Consider the following 20,960-nt stretch of genomic DNA (forward strand, 5'->3'; position numbering starts at 1 on the left):
AGCGCAATGTTCACCCATATCCTTGCCCCCTACGATGGCTCGGTGAATGCCGACCGCGCGCTGATGAAGGCGGCCGAGATGGCCAATCTGACAGGGGCAAAGGTGACGCTGTTGACCATTTACCGGCATCATTCGATGCTGGAAGCGTCCCTGTCGATGGTGCGGGTCAATGACCCTGGCAATATCGACGACGCCATGCAGGCACATGCGACCGAGATCATCACCCACGGCAAGCAACTGATGAAGGACGCAGGCGTCGAGAATGTGCGCGCTTTTGTCCGCTCTGGCCGGCCCGCGCGGGCGGTGACCGAGTTTGCCAAGAAGCATGAGGTTGATCTTATCGTCATCGGCTCGCGCGGGTTGGGTGCCACGGGTGATAGCTATCTGCTTGGTTCGGTGTCACACAAAGTCACAGGGCTCGCGAAATGCCCTGTGCTCGTCGTCTAGCGAAAAGGAATAGTCAGGTGGCCAGTCCGGTGGAAAGCGAGAGGCTTGATTGCCGTTTGCGTGAGGATGATCCTGTGCGTCTCGGCGCGATGCTGCTCTCGACCGATATGACGTTCGAGCGTGACGCCGCGCGGTTGATCGACCCCGCGCAGGCTGCATTGCACGCCGCCCGCATCGCATTTGAGAACCCCACCACCCCTGAACGCCTGCGCGCCATGACCCCCGACCTCGCCCGCACCGCATCGCTTCTGGTGCCGGGCGTCAAGCTTTCCGCGGTGGCCTTTTGCTGCACCTCTGCCTCGGTCGCCATCGGCAACCCGGCGGTGCGCGAGGCCATCGGTGAAGGGCTGCCCGGCGTACCGGTTATCACCCCCGCCTCCGCCGCCATCGCAGGTTTTGCTGCCCTCGGCGTCAAACGCGTGGCGATGCTGACCCCGTACTTGCCCGATACCGCCGCCCCCCTTGCCGCGTATTTCAACGATCAAGGGCTCGAGGTCATGCGCAATGGCGCCTTCGGGCTGGAAGACGACCGCGACATGGCGCGGATCGACGACGAGAGCATCATAGAAGGCGCCGCCGCGCTGGACGGAGCAGAAGTAGAGGCATTTTTCCTCTCCTGCACCTCCCTGCGCGGTGTCGACGTGATCGACCGGATCGAAGCACGGCTGGGCAAGCCCGTCGTGACCTCTAACCAAGCGCTGTGTTGGGCCTTGCAACGAATGGGCGGGCTCACGGGCCGCCCCGATGGCTATGGCCGTCTGTTCGACTGCGACATGCCAGCCGCCCACGCGCAAGGAATCATTCCGTGATCCCGGCCCCTCTGGCCGGATCGCAATATTCGGGCAACCAGACATGAAAGGGGCTGGCCTATGACCACGTATGAGGCGAATTTTACCAACAGCGAGTACCAGCGCCGGGTTGACCGAACGCGCAAGGTCATGGCCGCGCGCAACATGGATGCGATCGTGGTCAGCGATCCGTCTAACATGTCTTGGCTCTCGGGCTATGACGGCTGGTCCTTTTACGTCTACCAAGCGGTGATTCTGACCCATGAGGGTGAGCCGGTCTGGTGGGGCCGTGGCATGGACGCGCTTGGCGCACGGCGGACGGTGTTCATGGAGGATGACTGCATCCGGGGCTATGACGACAGCTATGTTCAAAACCCCGAAAAACATCCGATGGAAGACCTTTCGGCCCTGCTCAGCGAAATGGGGTTGGAGAAGTCCCGCATCGGCGTCGAGATGGACAACTACTATTACTCCGCCCGCGCCCATGACACGTTGAAGACCCAGTTGCCCAAGGCCACGTTTCTGGACGCGACGGCGCTGGTGAACTGGGAACGCGCGGTCAAATCTGAGCGCGAGATCGAATATATGGAACGCGCCGCCCGGATCGTGGAGGCCATGCATGTCCGCATCCTCGAGGTCGCCGTGCCGGGCATGCGCAAAAACGATCTGGTGGCCGAAATCTACGCCACCGCCATTCGGGGCGCGCATGGATTCTGGGGCGATTACCCGGCGATTGTGCCCATGGCCCCCTCCGGCATGGACGCCACCGCCCCGCATCTGACATGGGACGACCGCCCCATGCAGCCTAACGAGGCGACGTTTTTTGAGATTGCTGGCGCCCATCGCCGCTACCAATGCCCGCAGTCCCGCACGCTGTTTTTCGGCGATGTCCCACAGAAATACCGCGACGCCGAACAGGCGGTGCTCGATGCCATCGACGCGGGGCTGGAGCAGGCCAAACCGGGCAACCGGGCCGAAGACATCGCCAATGCTTTCAACAAGACGCTCAACAAGGCCGGGTTTGAGAAAGACAGCCGCTGCGGCTACGCCATCGGCATCAGCTATCCGCCCGACTGGGGCGAGCGCACGATCTCCTTCCGCCGGGGCGACACCACGATCCTTGAGCCAAACATGACCTTCCACTTTATGCCCGCGCTCTGGCTCGATGACGGCGGGCTCGAGATCACCGAGCCCATTCGCATCACCGAGACCGGCCATGAATGTTTCTGCACCACACCGCGAAAGTTGTTTGTTTCCGCATGACTAAATCCCCCATCACCCCGACCATCCCGCTCGACCAACCCGGCGCGCATCACGGTTTCCTGCGCCTGCCCTATAGCCGCGACGACAGCGCTTGGGGGTCCGTCATGATCCCGATCAGCGTCATTCATGGCGGCGAGGGGCCGACCGCCCTGTTTTCGGGCGGCAACCATGGCGATGAATACGAAGGGCCGATTGCCCTGCAAGAACTGGCCGCCACGCTTGACCCAGGCCAGGTCACCGGCCGCGTCATCATCCTGCCGATGATGAACCAGCCCGCCTTTGCCGCAGGCCGCCGCTGCTCGCCCATCGACGGCGGCAATATGAACCGCAGCTTTCCGGGCCGTCCCGACGGCACGGTGACCCAAAAGATCGCGCATTACATCGCCAGCGAACTGGTGCCGCTTGCGGATGTGGTGCTCGATTTCCACTCCGGCGGGCGCACGCTGGATTTCTTGCCCTTCGCCGCCGCGCATATCCTGCCAGACAAGGAACAGGAGGCGGCTTGCATGGCCGCGATGGACGCCTTCAACGCGCCCTATTCAATGAAAATGCTGGAGATCGACAGCGTCGGTATGTTCGATACCGAAGTCGAAGAGCAAGGCAAGGTGCTGGTCACCACCGAGCTTGGCGGCGCGGGTACTTCAACAGCTAAGAGTGTCGCCGTGGCCCGCAAAGGCGCGCGGAACCTACTTATCCATGCCGGGATACTGAAAGGTGAGCCGGAGGTCGCCGAGAGCATCACCCTCAACATGCCCGACGGGCGCTGCTTCACATTCAGCGAGGCCAATGCGCTGCTTGAACCGCTGGTCGATCTTGGGGATGAGGTGACCGAAGGCCAGCCCATTGCGCGGCTCTGGCCAAGCGACCGCAGCGGTCAGCCCGCGCTCACCGCCAATGCGCAACTGAGCGGCATCCTGACCGCCCGGCATGTGCCGGGGCTGGTCAAGATGGGCGATTGTATCGGCGTGGTGGCGCAGGTGGTCTAGGCCCCCCGCGCCCGCACATCATTCGTCGACGGGGAAGTAGCAAGCCGCCGGATGCGGGGTGCCTTGCAGCATCGGGCGCTCGGTCCGGCAGCGGTCCTGCACCTTCCAGCAACGCGGCGCAAAGGGGCAACCCTCGGGGATCGCCAGTGGCGAAGGCAATTCGCCCTGCAGCTTGATGCGTTCCTTGCCACCTTCGGGATCGGCCCTCGGCGTGGCCGAGAGAAGCGCTGCCGTATAGGGGTGACGCGGGTTCTCAAAAACCTCTTCCTTCGGCCCCTTCTCAACAGCGCGGCCCAGATACATGACGATCACATCATCCGCGACGTGACGCACAACGCTGAGGTCGTGGCTGATGAAGAGATAGGCCAGCTGCATCTTTTCCTGAAGGTCCACCAACAGGTTTAGAATGGCCGACTGGATCGACAGGTCCAAAGCCGAGACAGGCTCATCCAACACCAGCACCTTCGGGTCCAGCATCAGCGCGCGGGCCACCGCGATGCGCTGGCGCTGCCCGCCCGAGAACATATGCGGGTAGCGGTCGTAGTGCTCGGGCCGCAAACCGACCAAGCGCAGCATTTCGCGCGCTTTTTCTTCGCGCTCTTTCTTCGACATATCCTTGCGGTTGATCACCAGCGGCTCTTGCAGGATCGTGCCGATCTGCTGGCGCGGGTTGAGCGAGCCGTAGGGGTCTTGAAACACGATCTGCACATGCTGGCGCAGATCGGCCCAATCTTCGGGGCGCACCTGTTTGCCGTCAAGCGTCAGCGACCCGGCGGTCGGCTCTTCGATCATCGTGACCATACGCGCCAGCGTGGATTTACCACAGCCGCTTTCGCCCACCACGGCCAGCGTCTTGCCGGGGTGCAGTTCGAAATCGAGGCCCGCAACGGCCTTGAGCGTTTGGGTCTTGCGCAGGAAGCCGCCACCAACCTGATAGTGACGCTCCAACGCGTCGGCGGTCATTACAGGCGCAGTCATGACGCGACCCTTTCATCGGTGTTGAGCGGATAGAAGCAGCGCGCCTTGCCCAAGTCTTCGCCCAAAGGCGGCGGGTTTTCGGCGCGGCATTTGTCATTGGCGAACTTGCAACGCGGCGAGAACAGGCAGCCCGCAGGCCGGTCGAACTGGCCCGGCACCACGCCGGGGATTGTCGGCAGGCGCTTTTCGGTGGCCCGTTCCGGCAGCGCGTCCAAAAGCGCCGAGGTATAGGGGTGATGCGGCTTGCGGAAGAGCGGCAGCACCTGCTGCTCTTCGATTTTCTGACCCGCGTATTGCACGCTCACGCGCTCGGCGGTTTCGGCCACCACGCCCATGTCGTGGGTGATCAGCACCAGCCCCATGCCTGTCTCTTCGCGCAGCGAAGTCAGCAGGTCCAGGATCTGCGCCTGAATGGTCACGTCGAGCGCGGTGGTCGGCTCATCCGCGATCAGCAGCTTGGGTTTGCAGGCAATCGCCATGGCGATCATCACGCGCTGGTTCATGCCGCCCGACATCTGGTGCGGGAAGACCGAGAGGCGCTTTTCCGGGTCCGGGATGCCGACCTGCTCGAACAGCTCAATCGCCCGCTTGTGCCGCTCGGCCCGGTTCAGGCCGAGGTGAAAGCGCAGGGATTCCTTGATCTGCCAGCCCACCGGGAAACAGGGGTTGAGCGAGGACATCGGCTCTTGAAAGATCATCGCCAGATCATTGCCGACAATCTTGCGCCGGGCGCGCTTGTCCATTTTCAGCAGGTCGTGTCCGTCAAAGGTCAGCTCATCGGCGGTAACGGTGGCGGTCCAGGGCAAGAGCCCCATGAGCGCCAGCATCGAGACCGATTTGCCCGAGCCACTTTCGCCGACAATGGCGAGGATTTCGCCGGTGTCGACATCTTGGTCAACCGAGTCCACGGCGCGGAACTTGCCCGAGGCGGTGGCAAAATCGACCGAGAGGTTGCGGATACGCAGAAGAGACATCAATCAGCTCCGCTTTAGTTTCGGGTCAAGGGCGTCGCGCAGGCCGTCACCCATGAGGTTGATCGCCAACACGGTGACGAGGATCGCGAGGCCGGGGAAGGTCACGACCCACCATGCGCGCAGGATGAACTCACGCGCTTCGGCCAGCATGGTGCCCCATTCCGGGGTGGGCGGCTGTGCGCCCATGCCGAGGAAGCCCAGAGCGGCGGCGTCGAGGATCGCGGTGGAAAACGACAGCGCGGCCTGCACGATGATCGGCGCAAGGCAGTTCGGCAGCACGGTCACGACCATCAGCCGCAGCGTGCCAGCCCCCACAACGCGGGCCGAGGTGACATAGTCCTTTTGCCGCTCTGACAGCACGCTCGCGCGGGTCAGACGCACGTAATGCGGCTGCAACACGATGGCGATGGCGATCATCGCGTTGGTCAGCGATGGCCCGAGGATGGCGACCAGCACCAAGGCCAGCAGCAGCGACGGGAAGGCCAAGATGATGTCCATGATGCGCATGATGATGCTGTCGAGCCACTTGGGCGCGAAGCCCGAGATCAGGCCCACGATAATCCCGCCGGAGGCGGCGATGGAGACCACGACAATGCCAACAAAGAAGGAATAGCGCGCGCCGACGATGAGACGCGAGAGCATGTCGCGGCCCAGCGGGTCGGTGCCAAGGATGTGGCTCCATGTGCCGCCGTCTTGCCAGACGGGCGGCTGCAGCGTGGCTGCGCGGAACTGGGCGGTGGCGTCATGTGGGGCGATCCATGGGCCGAAGAGCGCCAGAAAGGCGAAGACGGCAAAGATCCACAGGCCAATCACGGCGCCACGGTTTTCACGGAAATAGAACCAGAATTCGCGCAAACGTCCGGGGCGGTCGTGCACCATTTCGGCTTCGGCAGAGAGTGCGTCGTCCATTAGCGTTTCCTGATCTTGGGGTTGATGATGCCATACAGCATGTCAACGGTGAGGTTCACGACCATGACCATAACGGCGATGAGCAGCAGACCGCCCTGCACGACCGGGTAGTCGCGGCGGAAGATGCTGTCGACCATCCATTTGCCGATGCCCGGCCAGCTAAAGATCGTTTCGGTCAGAATGGCCCCGGCCAGCAGCGTGCCGACCGAGAGGCCGATCACGGTGATGACGGGGATAAGCGCGTTGCGCAGGGCGTGGATGCCGTTAATCCGGCCCGGCGACATGCCCTTGGCCCGCGCAGTGCGGATATAGTCTTCGCCCAGCACTTCGAGCATGGCCGAACGGGTCTGCCGTGCGATCACCGCCAGCGGGATGGTGCCCAGCACGATGGTTGGCAGTAGCAGGTGGCGCAGAGCCGATACGAACGCCCCGTCTTGTCCAGAGGCGATGCTGTCGATCAGCATGAAGCCCGTGGCATTGGGGAAGTAATAGAGCAGATCAATCCGGCCCGAGACTGGCGTCCAACCAAGGTTGCCGGAAAAGACGATGATCAGCAGCAAGGCCCACCAGAAGATTGGCATCGAGTAGCCCACCAGTGCCGTGGACATCAGCGCCCGATCGAAAAACTTGCCCCGGTTCACCGCAGCAATCACCCCCGCAGGCAGGCCCAAGGCCACCGCAAAGATCATCGCGCAGACCGACAGTTCCAACGTGGCGGGAAAGAGCGAAAAGAACTCGTCCCACACAGGCCGCTTGGTGACAAAGGAATTGCCCAAATCGCCCTGCAACACGCCGGTAAAGTAGTCCCAGAACTGAACATAGATCGGCCTGTCAAAGCCGAACTGCTGCTCCAACTGGGCATAGCGTTCTTCGGTGATGCCGCGCTCACCGGCCATGACAACGATAGGGTCGCCCGGCAGCACGCGGATGAAAGCGAATGAAATCAGCGTGACGCCGATAAAGGTGGGGATGAAGGTCGCGAGGCGCGACAAGACATATTTCAGCACGGTAGCACCATCAGTTCCTTCGGAAAGTTGGTCAGGGATTTGTAGCCATCTTCGGTGATCAGCACGTCATCTTCGATGCGCACCCCAAAGTTGCCGATCTCATAGAGTCCGGGCTCATTGGTGTACACAGTTCCGGCGGGTAAACTCATGTGATTGCCGCGCATGATATAGGGCGCTTCATGCACATCGCGGCCCAGGCCGTGGCCGGTCTTGGTACGGATGCGGTCGGCATAGGGCGAAGCTTCGAGCACGCCGGTCACCACATCATCGATCTCATGCGCGGTGACGCCAGCGCAGGTAGCGTCGAGCCCGGCGAGGTTGGCGCGCAGCACGGTGTCATAGACGTCGCGGCCCTCGTCGCTCACGTGGCCGAGGAAGACGGTGCGGGTGATGTCGGCGGCAAAGCCATGTTTGCGGGCGCCAAAGTCGAACAGCAGCGCGTCGCCGGCTTTGACCCGGTAGTCGCTGCGTGCCTTGGCGTGTGGGCGGGCCGAGCCGTCGCCTGCGGCGACGATGGGGCTGAAGGACAGATCGTCGGCCCCTTCGGCAAAAAGCATCTGCACGAGCTTTTGTTCGATCTCTTTTTCGGTCTGGCCGAGTTTCACGGAGTCGAGCGTGGCGCGCAGGGCGCGTTCGGAAATGTCGATGGCCTCTTGCAGGGCGGCGATTTCGGAGTCGGTCTTGATCATGCGCGGCGCGGAAATTTCGCGCTCGGCGTCGATGATCTCGAGATTCGGCTGCGCCTTTTTCAGCGCGTGATGCACGAAGACGCGCATGACTTGGCCCTCAACGGCCAGCGAGGTGATGTTCAGGTGCTGCGTCAGCGCGGCGAAGGCGTCGTCATAGCCGGTCTGGTCGCGCCAATCAAAGACGGCGCTGTCAAAGCCGACCAACTCCCAGCTGCCCAACTCAAGGTTCGGCACCAGTGCGGCGGCGGGGCCGCGGGCGGGGATGACCAGCACAAAGGGGCGCTCGTGGCTCATGAAGGCATGGTCGACAGCGCGGGTAAAATTCGGGCCGGGCACCAGCGCCACGGCGTCCACCGATAGCTCGGCGGCGATATCGGCATAGGCCTTTAGGCGATCATTCAGTGAATTGGACAATGGCGGGCTCCCCGGCGGGTGAGGTTAACAAAATGGGGACGGCACAGAATGCCGCCCCCGTGATCAAAGCGGCAGGGTTACTGCTTCAGGCCAACTTGGTTGAAGATGTGGCCACCCAGCGGGTGCACGACATAGTTTTCAACTTCGGGACGCATGGTCATGTAGACGACCGAATGCGCGATGGTGGCCCAAGGGGCTTGGTCCTTGAAGATCTGCTGCGCTTCTTCGTACAGCGGCGCACGCTCTTCTTGGGTCGGCAGAACCTTGGCTTTCTGGATCAGCGCGTCGAATTCCTCGTTGCACCACTGGGCGCGGTTGGATTTCTCGACACCGTCACAGCCCAGCAGAACCGCGAGGAAGTTGTCTGGGTCACCATTGTCGCCAGTCCAACCCAGCAGCACGGCACCGTCACGGTCTTTCGACTTGGAGCGCTCAAGGTACTCACCCCATTCGTAGGAGACGATCTCAACATCGACACCGATCTTGGAGAAGTCTTCCTGCATCAACTCGGCCATACGGCGCGCGTTGGGGTTGTAGGGACGCTGAACCGGCATTGCCCAAATCTTCATGGACAGGTCGGTGACGCCTTCTTCTTCCAGCATCGCTTTGGCGGCTTCTGGATCGTATTTGTCGTCTTCGATGGCGTCGTTGTAGGACCACATGGTCGGCGGCAGCGGGTTCTTGGCGATTTCGCCGGAACCTTGGAATACCACGTCAATGATCGCCTGCTTGTCGATCGCCATGTTCAGCGCCTTGCGGACATTGGCGTTGTCATAGGGCGGCATCTGCGTGTTGTAGGCCAGATAGCCCACGTTCAGGCCTTCCTGCTCCATCACGACGACGTCTTCGGCGTCCTTCATCGCCTGAACATCGGCAGGGTTCGGATATGCCATGACGTGGCACTCACCCGCCTGCACCTTCTGGTAGCGGACCGAGGCGTCGGGCGTGATCGCGAAGATCAGGCTTTCGACCTTGGCCGGGTCGCCCCAGTATTCGTCGTTACGCAGGTAACGGATGACCGCGTCTTTCTGATAGGCTTGGAACTGGAACGGGCCGGTGCCGATGGGCGCTTGGTTCAGCATCTCAGGCGTGCCGGCTTCCATCATCGCGTCGGCATATTCTTTCGACACGATCGAGGCGAAATCCATGGCCATGTTGGCGATGAAGGGCGCTTCGGGGCGGGTCAAGTTGAAGACGACGGTGTAATCGTCGACCTTTTCGATGCTCTCGATCAGGTCAGGCATGGACATGCCGCCGTAGTATTCCCACGTGCCGCCGGACACTTTGTTGTAGGGGTTCTCTTCGTTGCCCTGGCGGTCAAAGCTGAAAATCACGTCGTCGGCGTTGAAATCGCGCGAGGGCGTGAACTGGTCGTTGGAGTGGAACTTCACACCCTGACGCAGCTTGAAAGTGACCTTCTTGCCGTCTTCGCTGACTTCCCAGCTTTCGGCCAGTGCGGGCACAACTTCGGTCGTGCCGACTTTGAATTCGGCCAGACGGTTGTAGATCGGGTGGCTGGAGGCATCAAAGGTGGTGCCAGCTGTGTAAAGCGCCGGGTCAAAACCTTCGGGCGAGCCTTCGGAGCAATAGACCAGCGATTGGGCCGATGCCGCCGAGGCACCCAGTGCCGCCAGCAGGGCCCCGGTGGCCAGTTTCGTTGTAAAAGACATAATTTTCTCTCTCCTGGTTGGTTTGTTATTCGTGGCAGCGGTTTGTCCGCCGCAGGTGATAGCCCTTACGGGCGAGACGACGCGAAAGCAGAGGACGTTGCCCCTCCATTCGGCCGTATTCTGTTGGCGCCCATGGCCTGCTCGTACTGCATCCGCCCGACCCAGAGCACGCGCGCGGGCTGGTCAGTCTTGTTTGACCAAGAATGCGGGCTGCTGCCGAGGTAGTGCAGGCTGTCGCCGGGGCGCATAATATGCTCGCCACCATCCACGACCTGCACGATTTCGCCTTCGAGGATGTAGATGACTTCTTCTCCCTCATGCACGACTTCTTCTGAGGCATAGCCGGGCGGGACGTTCATGATGTAGGACGATAGCTCATGGCCCGGAAAGTCCGCGCCGATCTTCTCATATTCGATGGAAGAGCCTGCCACCGCGAAACGCGGGCGCTCGTCGGCACGTGTCAGGCTGTCTTGGGTACGTGGTGTGTGAATGAAATAGCTGACGTCCACTTTCAGTGCGACCGCGATCTGCGACAGAGTGCCCAAAGAGGGCGTCGCCCGTCCACGTTCGACCTGACTGAGATAGCCCACCGAGACACCGGACGCCTCGCTTGCCTGCTGCAATGTCAATGACAGACGATGACGCTGCTTTCGCATGCGCACACCGAGCGTAGATACACTATCGCCATTGGCAGCTGGCAAATTCACCTCCCCGTGAACGGCGCACCCGATCTGACGCCGGGTATAGCCTTTTCCTGTCTCGCTGTGTGAAATTAAAAAGGTTGAGGGTCAACAATAATTTTTTTACTCACAGCGACAGCGAGTTTTGCGAACGGCTTAGTAGGTTCTATTCAAAGGCTTTTAGCTGCTTTCGCTCGATGCGCCCGATTTCCCGCGCAGTTGGATCGAGCGGTGCGAAGGCGACAGACAGCCCGCTTTCGCGCCATTCACAGAGTCCGAATCCGGTGCCTTCCACGATCCGCAGATCACGCGTTTCGGTCAGGTCGACGGTAGAATGCAGCCCGTTCGAGATAACCACCGGAATGCCATGCCAATGGCTCACGCGGTTCACATGCACATGACCCGAAAGTATCCCGGCAATGCGCTGCCCGCGCAGCATTTCGGCCAGACGGTCGGTGCTCGCCTGATCCAAACTCCCCCAAGCCAGCGCCTTAGGATCAATGCAAGGCGGGTGGTGGATCACCAAGAGCTTTGGCCGATCCTCATGCCGTTGCAGCGCGGCGCGCAAGAACTCGAACTGCGCGTCATCCAACGCTCCAGCGACCTTGCCCGGCACACTGCTGTCGAGCGTGATGACGTGCAGATCGCCCTGCGGCGCATCGTGGAAATAGGGCGCATCCGCCAGCCCCGGCGCAAAGACCGCGTTGAACCCCGCGCGTTTGTCGTGGTTGCCAAGCGCCATGATCAGCGGCGCGCGCAACTCACTCACAATGTCGCGCACCATTTCATAGCTTTGCACATCCCCCTGATTGGTCAGATCGCCACTCGCCACGACAAAGTCCGGCTGCAGGTCCATCGCATTGACCACCTCCACCACCCGACGCAGCGTGGCAGGCGTGTCGCTTTGCAGATGCGGGTCGTTCAGATCGGGGTGCGAGATATGCAGGTCGGTCAGATGGACGAAACGAGTCATGTATGGGCTCCTGCGGCTTTCAGCAGGGTTTTCGTATAAGGGTGCTCCGGCGCGCGCAACACGTCTGCCGCCGGCCCGCTTTCCAGCGTCTTGCCATGCTGCAGAACCAGTACCCGATCACAGATCGACGCCACCACGGCAAGGTCATGGCTGATGAACACCATACCAAGTCCGAGGTCATCCTGCAGGTCCATCAGGAGGTTCAGAATTTGCGCCTGCACCGAGACATCCAGCGCCGAGACGGCCTCATCCGCCACCAGCAGCGCAGGCTTTGTAATGATGGCGCGTGCGATCGCGATGCGTTGGCGCTGCCCGCCTGAGAACTCATGCGGATATTTGCCGGCGTCGGCGGGATGCAGCCCGACCTGTTCGAGCGCTTCGGCAACACGGTAGGTCACCTGCGTCTCCTCCCCGTTTGCGCGCAAAGGCTCGGCAATAGACCAGCCGATCCGGCGCCGCGGATTAAGCGAGCCGAAGGGGTCTTGAAAAACCATCTGAAAGCCGCGCCGCAGTCCGCGCAATTCCTCCGATGAAAGCGCGTGCAAATCAGAGCCGTTGAACAATACCTCACCCGCGTCCGGGCGCTCAAATGCCATGATAAGCCGCGCCAGTGTCGATTTGCCCGACCCGCTCTCGCCCACCACGCCCAAGGTCTCTCCGGCACGCAGCGAAAAGCCCGCCCCCTCGAGCGCCGTCAGCACCGGCGAACGGCGCAGCAGGCTTTGGCGCGGCAGCTTGTAGCGGCGGGTGAGATTGCGGACTTCTAGCAGCGGCGCGTCAGTCATGGCCTGTCTCCGACAGCAAATGACAGGCCGCGCCCCGACCCGGTTCGGTCGGGGTAAACACAGGCCGCTGATCGGCGCAGTGGGCCAGTTCGACCGGACAGCGCCCAGCAAAACGACAGCCCTGCGGCAGGCCATGCAATGGCGGCACACTTCCCGGAATGGTCGGCAAACGCCGCCGCTTTCCATTGGCATCACGTCCGGCCTCTGCGGGATCAGGCCGCGCGCCCAAGAGCCCTTTGGTATAGGGATGCTGTGGCGTTGCGAGAACCTCGGCGGTCGGCCCGCGTTCGACCATATCGCCGCCGTACATGACCACGATCTCCTGCGTCGCCCGCGCCACAGCGGCGAGGTCATGGCTGATGAAAACCAGTGCCATATCCCGCTCCCGCGCAAGCCGTTGCAGCAGGTCAGTAATGCGCAGCGCCACATTGGCATCGAGCGCGGTTGTCGGCTCATCCGCTATCAGCAGCGCCGGGTTGCAGGCCAGAGCGAGTGCGATCAGCACCCGCTGGCGCTGCCCGCCCGACATTTCATGGGGGAACTGCCGCAAGCGCTGCTCGGGATTGAGTATGCCCACCTCTTCGAACAGGCTCAGCGCCCGCGCCCGTGCCTCGGCACGGCTAAGGTTCTCGTGCAGCAGCATCGGCTCCATCACCGTATCCCCAACCCGCCGGAGCGGGTTCAATGCGGCCATCGGTTCCTGAAACACCATTGCCACACGGCGGCTGCGCATCTGCCGCCAGTCCCGCTCGGTCGCGGTGGCCATGTCGCGGCCATCAATGCTGAGCCGCCCGGTCAAATGCGCACTGTCCGGCGCCATGCCCATGAGGCAAAGCGCCAGCATCGTCTTGCCCGACCCGCTTTCCCCGACGATCCCCAGCCGATCCCCGCGCCGGATTTGCAGGTTGGCATCGCGCAGCGCTGCGGCATTGCCAAAGTGGGCGGATAGGCTTTCCAGTTCGATCATCGCGCCCGCACCAATCTGGGGTCTGTGATGTCGCGCAGCCCGTCGCCCAACAGGCCAAAACCCAACACTGCCGTCACGATACAAAGACCGGGATAGATCGCCAGTTGCGGAGCGAGATACATAAGCGTTTGCGCCTCCGACAACATGCGCCCCCAGCTAGACGCGGGTGGCTGCGCGCCAAGGCCGAGATAGCTAAGCGCCGCTTCGGCGAGGATCGCCACAGCAAATTCAATGGTCGCCTGCACGATGATCGCCGCAGCAATATTGGGCAGGATGTGATCCCGGCTAATCGCGAACCGGCCGCGCCCGGCGGCACGCGCTGCGGCGACATAGTCGCGTGTCCAGATTTGATTGGCCGAAGCGCGGGTGACGCGGGCAAAGATCGGGATATTGATGAACGAGATCGCCAGAACCGCATTGGTAAGCGATGGGCCGAAGACCGCAGCCAACATGATCGCGAACAACAGCGCCGGGAAGGCAAAGCCTAGGTCAGCCAGTCGCATCACCCCATCCTCGACCCAGCCGCCCAGCGCCGACGCCAAAAGGCCCAGCGCCACACCGATGCTACCGCCCAAAAGCACTGCGACCAGTGCCACGGTCATAGAATTGCGCGCGGCTGCCATAAGCTGCGCCACGACATCGCGGCCCAATTGATCGGTGCCTAACCAATGGGTTGCCGAGGGCGGTGCGAATTTGGTCGAAATCGACATGGTCTGCGGGTCATGTGGGGTCCAGATCAGCGACAGGGCCGCAATGCCCACGACAATGCTGACCAGCACCGCACCAAGCAGGAAGTTCGCAGGAAGCCGCCTCATGTTCGCGCCTTCAGACGGGGGTCGATCACGACATAGAGCAGATCGACCACGAAGTTTGCCGTGACCACGATGGCGGCGAAAAGCATGACGAGCGCCTGCACCGTCGGCAGGTCCCGGTTTGCGATAGATTGAAAGATCAGCCGCCCGAGGCCGGGCAGGTAGAAAACATTCTCGATCACGATGGTGCCGGTGACGAGGGCCGCGAATTGCATGCCGACGATGGTGACAATTGGCACCAGCGCATTGGGCAGCACATGGCGCCAAAGCACGCGCCGCTGGGACAGGCCGCTGGCCCGCGCAGTGCGCACGAAATCTTGCCGCATCACCTCCAGCGCCGAAGACCGGGTAACCCGCGCCAGCACCGCAGATTGCACAAGCGCCAGCGCGACTGTGGGCAGTATTAGCGAGCGTAGCGCAGCGACAGGGTCAGACCAGCCCGCAAATCCGCCCGGCGGCAGCCAGCGCAGTTTGACGGCAAAGAGCATAACCAGCAAGATCGACAGCCAAAAGGCGGGGACCGCGATGCCCAATTGGCTGAGAAACATCACACCCCAATCGCCCCCGCGCCGATGCTGTGCGGCTGCCGTGATGCCGAGGCTCAGCGCCAGCACCAATGTTACCAGCATACCTGCTATCGCAAGCGAGATGGTCATCGGCAAACGCTCGGCGATCAACTCGGACACGGGCACGCGGAAGGAATGGCTGAGTCCGAAATCTCCCTGCAGGGCATTCCAGACCCAAGAAAAATAGCGTGTAGCCAGTGGTTCGTTCAGGCCCAACTGCTCGCGCAAAGCAGCGAGTGCATCGTCGGAGGCGTCCATCCCGAGGATCGTCAGCGCCGGGTCGCCGGGCAGCACATTCATCACGGCAAAAACCACGACAGACACGGCCAAAAGGGTCAGCACGAAACCAAGCGTGCGGCGGAAAAGGAAATATGCCACGAAGTCAGGTCCAAAGGCCGCGGCACCAAGAGCGCCGCAGCCGGTTCATATCAATTGGCGATGCTGACGCCTTTGAGCGGCATGTAGAGGACTGGCGAAGATGCCCAATAGCCTTCGACCTCCTGCCGGAAGACCCCCAAGAGCGGCAGTTGGAACAAGAAACCATGCACAGCCTGGTCTGACAGCATTTGCTGGCCCTGCTTGAGCAGTTCGTTCCGGGCCTCCGGGTCGACCTCGGTTTGGATTTTCTCCCAAAGCGCCGTCATCTCTGCATTGTCATAGCCATAGAAGTAATCCGGTCCGCGCGCAAAATTGCCCATATCGTTGGGGCTGGTATGGGCGATGATCGTCATGTCGTAGTTCTTTTTCTTATAGACCTCATCGATCCAGAAACCCCATTCGACATTCTCAACCTTGGCATCGATCCCGGCCTCTGAAAGCTGGTTCTGAATGATCTCGGCCGAGCGGGTGGCATAGGGGAAGGGCGGCACGCGCAGGGTCATCGTCTCACCGGCGACGCCCGCTTCCTCGAACATCGTTTTGGCCTTCTCGCTGTCATGCGCATAGGCGCCCGTCAGATCGACATAGGCGGTGCCATGGGGCGGATAAAAGCTGCCGATCGGCACAGCTTGACCATACATCGCGCCTTCAATGATCTCATCACGGTCAATTGCCGTAGCCACGGCGCGGCGCACCTCGACATTGTCGAAGGGCGCTTTGGCGTTGTTCATTGCCAAGATCACTTCACCTTCGGTCGAGCCGACGTTCACGCGAAAGCGCGGGTCGGCTTCGAACTGTGGCAGCAACTCCGGCGCGGGAAAGCCGGGGAAGGCGTCGAGCTCTTCGGCCATCATTGCGGCGGTGGCGGCGGCAGGGTCAGAGATGAAGCGGAACACCACCTTATCAAGCGCGACATCAGCCGCGTCACGGTGGTCGGGGTTCTTGACCAGCGTGAGGCGGTCGCCGCGGGTCCAGCTGTCAAACTTAAAAGGGCCGCTGCCGATGGGGTTGGCGTTGTTGCCCTCGGCGGTTTCGGAAGCAACGATGGCGCTGTCACCCTGCCCCATGTTGAAGAGGAAGAACGCGTCTTTGCCTTTCAGCGTGATTTCGACCGTCTGCGGGTCCACCGCCTTGACGCTCTCGATCGGCTCGAAAATATCTTTGGATGGGTTCACACTGTCTTCGGCCATCGCGCGGTCAAAGGAATAGACGACATCCTCGGCATCCAGCGCGCTGCCATCGTGGAAGGTCACCCCTTCAGCGAGATGGAAGGTATAGGTAAGCCCATCTTCGGAAACCTCCCAGCGGGTCGCGAGGTTCGGCTGCACTTCGCCGTTCTCAGCGACTGTGGTCAGCGACTCAAAGACGTTCTGGGTCATCATACTGTCGATGGAAGCCGTCGCATCTGCCGTCGGGTCGAGCGAGGTTGGCTCTTGCTGCATGCCAACCACCAATTCAGCAGCGGCAGAGGCGGAGGCCATCAGACCGAAGGCCAGCGTAAGGGCAGTGAGGGTTTTGGTTGGGGGCAGATCGAACATGGGCAGCACTCCTGTTGGTGGAGCACCATTCAGCCCGCATGGCCGAGCGCCCCTTACCTTCAGACTGCGACGGTCGGGGCTTTCGGTCAACGGCTTTGACCATAGAGCCGAAAATTTCATGATTTTGTAACGGACTGCGCCGCATCGGTTAGCAGAGCCGTTTAAGTGTCAGGTTATATAATCTCCCGGGGACCTCGTCGCCGGGAGATGCTTTCATAGGCCAGTAAAGGTCTCTTAGCCGCCCATTCCGGCTTCGGCTTCGATCTGCTTGCGCGACTTGCGTGCGCGCTCGGTGGCCGATTTCAACTGACCACAGGCGGCCATGATGTCTTCGCCACGCGGTTTGCGCACGGGCGAGGCGTAGCCCGCATTATAGACGATATCGGCAAAGGCGCGGATGCGGTTGTTGGAGGACCGTTCATAGGGCGAACCGGGCCATTCGTTGAAGGGGATCAGGTTGATCTTGGCCGGAATGCCTTTGATCAGCTCCACCAGACGGTGCGCATCCTCGTCGCTGTCGTTCACGCCTTTCAGCATGACATATTCAAAGGTGATCCGCTCAGAATTGCTGACCTTAGGATAGGCGCGCAGGGCGTCGAGCAGTTCTTCGATGTTCCAACGTTTGTTGATTGGCACCAGCTTGTTGCGCACCTCATCCGTGGTGGCGTGGAAGGACACGGCCAACTGGCAACCGATCTCAGCCGCCGTACGGTGGATTTCGGGCACGACGCCAGAGGTCGACAGCGTGATCCGACGACGTGACAGTTGAATGCCCTCAGGGTCCATGGCGATTTTCATCGCGTCGCGCACGTTCTCAAAGTTATAGAGCGGCTCGCCCATGCCCATCAGCACGATATTGCTCAAAAGCCGGACATCATCGGTGCGGGTGCCGGTTTCGGGCCATTCGTCCAAATCGTCGCGCGCCACCATGACCTGACCGATGATCTCAGCCGCGGTGAGGTTGCGCACCAGTTTTTGCGTGCCGGTGTGGCAGAAGGAACAGGTCAGCGTGCAGCCGACTTGGCTGGACACACAGAGCGTGCCGCGGCCCTCTTCTGGGATATAGACGACCTCAACCTCGTGGCCGCCTGCGATGCGCACGAGATACTTGCGGGTGCCGTCTTCGCTCTCCTGCCGGGTAACGACCTCCGGCACTTCGATCACGAATTTCTCTGCCAGTTCAGCGCGGTAGCCTTTGGACAGATTGGTCATGGAGTCGAAATCACGCACGCCCCATTGGTAAATCCACTGCCAGATTTGCCCCACTCGCATCTTCGCCTGTTTCTCAGGCGTGCCATGGGCGATCAGCACGTCACGCATGGCGTCACGGGTCAGGCCGACAAGGTTGATCGGCCCCTCGGGCATCTTGCGGGGAAGGGTCATCACGTCTTGGGTGATGGGCGCGGAAGCGGACATTGCAAAGACTCACAGGCTAGGGATGGGTCTCTATATAGGGAATGACGCGATTTGCAAAAGGGTTTGCCATGAGGGGGCTGCTGGGCCGCCCTGCCCGGCTCTAGTAACTCTTCTTGCTCATCCGCAACTCACCCGTCGCGAGAACCGGGGCCGCGTCCAGACTATCGACGTTGAGCATCGCCGCCACGCGCTCTAGTGACGACACCAACTGCGCCTGCTCCCAATCGGCCAGATCGGCAAAGGCGCGGACATAGCGTTGTTGCAAGGCGTCTGGCGCCTCTTCCAACACGTCCTCGCCTTCGGTGGTCAGCGTGATGTTGGTCTGCCGCCGATCCTGCGCCGAAGTGAGCCGCGTTACCAACCCGCGTGCGACCAGCTTATCGACCAGCGCCGTCACGGTGGCTTGGCTCACCCCCATCTGGGTGGCGAGGGTCTTGGCCGTCGGATCTTTCTTCTCTCCGACAATCTGCAAAACGCGCAGTTGCGCCGGGGTCACCCCCGCCGCCTGCGCCAGATCACGGGCGTAAAGCTCGGTGGCGCGCAAAATGCGGCGCAAGGCGATCAAACTTTCGTCGACCCGGTCGGGATGTTTCTGCGTCATGGTGCATCCTTGCACATTGGGGGCATTTTCAGCAATCGGTGAAAACCGCCCTCATCGCTTAGTATAGCTAAGCGAAACGCGCAAATATCATTCGAAAAACGAAACAAATATGCACAGGTCTATGGCGCTGAAACCACGCTATAAGCGTATTTTGAGTTAATTTGCTTTGAATATTGAAGTATCACCGCGCATGGCTTACTTAGCCTATCGAAACAATCAGGGAGCCCCGAACGGATGCAGAATGAACTCGACATGAAAAAAGCCCGCACACCCAAGCTGCGCAAGCCAAATGCCGAGGACGGAGCCGCCATCTGGCGGTTGATTCGCGACTGCAAGCCGCTCGACGAGAATTCGCTGTACGCGAACCTGATCCAAGCCGACCACTTCCGCGACACCTGTGTTGTGGCCGAGATGGACGGCGACATCGTTGGCTGGATTTCTGGCCATATGATCCCGTCGCAAGACGCCTTCTTTGTCTGGCAGGTCGCCGTCAGCCCCAAGGCCCGTGGTCTTGGGCTGGGTAAAACCATGCTGATGGAACTGGTCAACCGCGATGAGACTGAGGACGCCAAGACCCTCAAAACCACGATCACCCGGGACAACGACGCGTCCTGGGGGCTGTTCCGCAGCTTTGCGAACCACGTTGGCGGCGACCTCTCGGATGCCCCACACTTTACCAAAGACGCCCATTTCGATGGCGCGCATGACACCGAACATATGGTGACGATCACGCTGCCCGAGACTGCCGCGCTCAAACGCGCCGCGTAATCCGCAGCTGACAATTCACACGACAGACTCTCTAGAAGAGAAAGGATATTCCTATGCCCAAGGACATGGCACAGAACACGACCATCTTTACCCGCCGCGAGAGCGAAGCGCGCTCCTATTGCCGTGGTATGAACGCCGTATTCACCCGCGCCAGCGGTTCGGAGATGTTCGACGCAGAAGGCAACCGCTACATCGACTTCCTCGCCGGTTGTTCTTCGTTGAACTATGGCCACAACGATGCCGACATGAAGGCCGCACTGGTGGAGCACATCAGCGCCGATGGTATCGCCCATGGTCTCGACTTCCACAGCGACACCAAAGCCGCTTTCCTGTCCGCCTATGAGGAGAAAATCCTCAAGCCGCGCGGCATGGACTACAAGGTTATGATGACCGGCCCGACCGGCACCAACGCCGTTGAGGCAGCGATCAAGCTGGCGCGCAAAGTGACAGGCCGCAAGAACGTGATCTCCTTCACCAACGGTTTTCACGGCATGACCATGGGCGCGCTGGCGCTGACAGGCAACAAAGGCAAACGCGGCGGTGCGGGCGGTGGCTCGCTGGCCGATGTGACGCATATGCCGTTCGAAGGCGCGCTTGGCGACAATGTGGACTCGCTGGAAATGATCGACGCAATGCTCTCGAACCCCTCCTCGGGCATCGACGCACCTGCGGCCTTCATCTTTGAGCCGATCCAAGGCGAAGGCGGTCTGAACGCAGCTTCCGACGCATGGATGCAGGGCATCGAGAAAATCGCCCGCAAGCATGGCGCGTTGCTGATTGTCGACGACATTCAGGCCGGTTGTGGCCGTTCGGGCAGCTTCTTCTCGTTTGAGGCCTCCGGCATCAAGCCTGACATGGTCACCCAAGCGAAATCGCTCTCCGGCTTCGGCCTGCCCTTCGCGGCCCTGCTGATCGCGCCTGAGCATGACATCTGGAAGCCCGCCGAGCATAACGGCACCTTCCGCGGCAACACCCACGCCTTTGTCACCGCCCGTGTCGCAATTGAGAAGTTCTGGTCCGACGACAAATTCGAAAAGTCGCTGGCCGAAAAAGCCGTGGTTCTGACCACCGCGCTCAAGGACGTTGCTGACCTGATCGACGGCGCGACCCTCAAGGGCCGTGGCCTGATGCAGGGTGTCGATGTAGGCTCTGGCGAGCTTGCCGGTGCAATCTGCGCACGTGCCTATGAATTGGGCCTCGTGATCGAAACATCGGGCGCGCACGACGAAATCGTCAAGTATCTCGCCCCGCTCACCACTTCAGAAGAGGTCATGCGCGAAGGATTTGATATCCTTCTGCAGGCGACCCGCGATGTGACGGGCAACATGAAACTGGCAGCGGAGTAATACCG

Annotated in this window: 21 protein-coding genes; 6 read left to right on the forward strand and 15 right to left on the reverse strand. The window is 61.2% G+C overall.

Features of this window, described 5'->3' with window-relative positions:
- The first annotated feature begins 6 nt into the window (after positions 1-6).
- From BLS57_RS01850 to doeB, 4 genes are read left to right on the forward strand one after another with little or no spacing between them, the layout of a single operon-like run.
- Positions 7-447: a universal stress protein gene (locus tag BLS57_RS01850; protein WP_093738578.1), complete on the forward strand. Its 441-nt coding sequence runs from the start codon at positions 7-9 to the stop codon at positions 445-447.
- Positions 448-464: 17 nt separating this feature from the next.
- Positions 465-1,256: an aspartate racemase/maleate isomerase family protein gene (locus BLS57_RS01855; protein ID WP_167356358.1), complete on the forward strand. Its 792-nt coding sequence runs from the start codon at positions 465-467 to the stop codon at positions 1,254-1,256.
- A gap of 60 nt (positions 1,257-1,316) precedes the next feature.
- Entirely contained in the window at positions 1,317-2,498 is a 1,182-nt protein-coding gene (doeA, locus tag BLS57_RS01860; protein WP_093738582.1) for an ectoine hydrolase DoeA, read from the forward strand.
- Positions 2,495-3,484, forward strand: a complete 990-nt coding sequence (gene doeB / locus BLS57_RS01865) for a N(2)-acetyl-L-2,4-diaminobutanoate deacetylase DoeB (RefSeq protein ID WP_093738584.1) — start codon at positions 2,495-2,497, stop codon at positions 3,482-3,484. The genes doeA and doeB overlap by 4 nt, the downstream gene beginning before the upstream one ends.
- A gap of 18 nt (positions 3,485-3,502) precedes the next feature.
- Here the strand turns inward: doeB and BLS57_RS01870 are convergent, their stop codons facing one another.
- The 15 genes from BLS57_RS01870 to BLS57_RS01940 form a co-directional block, all read right to left on the reverse strand.
- Complete coding sequence (locus BLS57_RS01870) at positions 3,503-4,462, reverse strand: ABC transporter ATP-binding protein (RefSeq protein ID WP_093738586.1); 960 nt, start codon at positions 4,460-4,462, stop codon at positions 3,503-3,505.
- Positions 4,459-5,436, reverse strand: a complete 978-nt coding sequence (locus BLS57_RS01875; RefSeq protein WP_093738588.1) for an ABC transporter ATP-binding protein — start codon at positions 5,434-5,436, stop codon at positions 4,459-4,461. Before BLS57_RS01875 ends, BLS57_RS01870 begins: the two co-directional genes overlap by 4 nt.
- Positions 5,437-5,439: 3 nt before the next feature.
- Positions 5,440-6,345 carry an ABC transporter permease subunit gene (locus tag BLS57_RS01880; protein ID WP_093738590.1) on the reverse strand — a complete coding sequence of 302 codons (906 nt, stop codon included), beginning with the start codon at positions 6,343-6,345 and terminating at the stop codon, positions 5,440-5,442.
- Positions 6,345-7,352: an ABC transporter permease subunit gene (locus tag BLS57_RS01885; protein ID WP_093738592.1), complete on the reverse strand. Its 1,008-nt coding sequence runs from the start codon at positions 7,350-7,352 to the stop codon at positions 6,345-6,347. The genes BLS57_RS01880 and BLS57_RS01885 overlap by 1 nt, the downstream gene beginning before the upstream one ends.
- Positions 7,346-8,455: a M24 family metallopeptidase gene (locus tag BLS57_RS01890; RefSeq protein WP_093738594.1), complete on the reverse strand. Its 1,110-nt coding sequence runs from the start codon at positions 8,453-8,455 to the stop codon at positions 7,346-7,348. Before BLS57_RS01890 ends, BLS57_RS01885 begins: the two co-directional genes overlap by 7 nt.
- Before the next feature lie 77 nt (positions 8,456-8,532).
- Complete coding sequence (locus tag BLS57_RS01895; RefSeq protein ID WP_093738596.1) at positions 8,533-10,125, reverse strand: ABC transporter substrate-binding protein; 1,593 nt, start codon at positions 10,123-10,125, stop codon at positions 8,533-8,535.
- Positions 10,126-10,190: 65 nt separating this feature from the next.
- Positions 10,191-10,781 (reverse strand): helix-turn-helix domain-containing protein, encoded by a 591-nt coding sequence (locus tag BLS57_RS01900; RefSeq protein ID WP_093738598.1) that lies wholly within the window; start codon positions 10,779-10,781, stop codon positions 10,191-10,193.
- A gap of 190 nt (positions 10,782-10,971) precedes the next feature.
- Positions 10,972-11,778 (reverse strand): metallophosphoesterase family protein, encoded by an 807-nt coding sequence (locus BLS57_RS01905; protein ID WP_093738600.1) that lies wholly within the window; start codon positions 11,776-11,778, stop codon positions 10,972-10,974.
- Positions 11,775-12,563: an ATP-binding cassette domain-containing protein gene (locus tag BLS57_RS01910; protein WP_093738602.1), complete on the reverse strand. Its 789-nt coding sequence runs from the start codon at positions 12,561-12,563 to the stop codon at positions 11,775-11,777. Before BLS57_RS01910 ends, BLS57_RS01905 begins: the two co-directional genes overlap by 4 nt.
- Positions 12,556-13,530 carry an ABC transporter ATP-binding protein gene (locus tag BLS57_RS01915; protein ID WP_093738604.1) on the reverse strand — a complete coding sequence of 325 codons (975 nt, stop codon included), beginning with the start codon at positions 13,528-13,530 and terminating at the stop codon, positions 12,556-12,558. Before BLS57_RS01915 ends, BLS57_RS01910 begins: the two co-directional genes overlap by 8 nt.
- Positions 13,527-14,345 carry an ABC transporter permease gene (locus BLS57_RS01920; RefSeq protein ID WP_093738606.1) on the reverse strand — a complete coding sequence of 273 codons (819 nt, stop codon included), beginning with the start codon at positions 14,343-14,345 and terminating at the stop codon, positions 13,527-13,529. Before BLS57_RS01920 ends, BLS57_RS01915 begins: the two co-directional genes overlap by 4 nt.
- Positions 14,342-15,286, reverse strand: a complete 945-nt coding sequence (locus BLS57_RS01925; protein WP_093738608.1) for an ABC transporter permease — start codon at positions 15,284-15,286, stop codon at positions 14,342-14,344. Before BLS57_RS01925 ends, BLS57_RS01920 begins: the two co-directional genes overlap by 4 nt.
- Before the next feature lie 50 nt (positions 15,287-15,336).
- On the reverse strand, positions 15,337-16,824 hold the full coding sequence (locus BLS57_RS01930; protein ID WP_093738610.1) for an ABC transporter substrate-binding protein: 1,488 nt from the start codon (positions 16,822-16,824) through the stop codon (positions 15,337-15,339).
- A 234-nt stretch (positions 16,825-17,058) separates the two neighbouring features.
- Positions 17,059-18,240 (reverse strand): dual-specificity RNA methyltransferase RlmN, encoded by a 1,182-nt coding sequence (gene rlmN, locus BLS57_RS01935; RefSeq protein WP_093738612.1) that lies wholly within the window; start codon positions 18,238-18,240, stop codon positions 17,059-17,061.
- A 100-nt stretch (positions 18,241-18,340) separates the two neighbouring features.
- Positions 18,341-18,841 carry a MarR family winged helix-turn-helix transcriptional regulator gene (locus BLS57_RS01940; protein WP_093738614.1) on the reverse strand — a complete coding sequence of 167 codons (501 nt, stop codon included), beginning with the start codon at positions 18,839-18,841 and terminating at the stop codon, positions 18,341-18,343.
- Positions 18,842-19,075: 234 nt separating this feature from the next.
- Between BLS57_RS01940 and ectA the strand changes: the two genes are divergently transcribed.
- On the forward strand, positions 19,076-19,609 hold the full coding sequence (gene ectA / locus BLS57_RS01945) for a diaminobutyrate acetyltransferase (RefSeq protein ID WP_093738616.1): 534 nt from the start codon (positions 19,076-19,078) through the stop codon (positions 19,607-19,609).
- Positions 19,610-19,662: 53 nt separating this feature from the next.
- Entirely contained in the window at positions 19,663-20,955 is a 1,293-nt protein-coding gene (gene ectB, locus BLS57_RS01950) for a diaminobutyrate--2-oxoglutarate transaminase (RefSeq protein ID WP_093738618.1), read from the forward strand.
- Positions 20,956-20,960: the final 5 nt, after the last annotated feature.

This window comes from Sulfitobacter delicatus, assembly GCF_900102535.1.
GTDB lineage: Bacteria > Pseudomonadota > Alphaproteobacteria > Rhodobacterales > Rhodobacteraceae > Sulfitobacter > Sulfitobacter delicatus.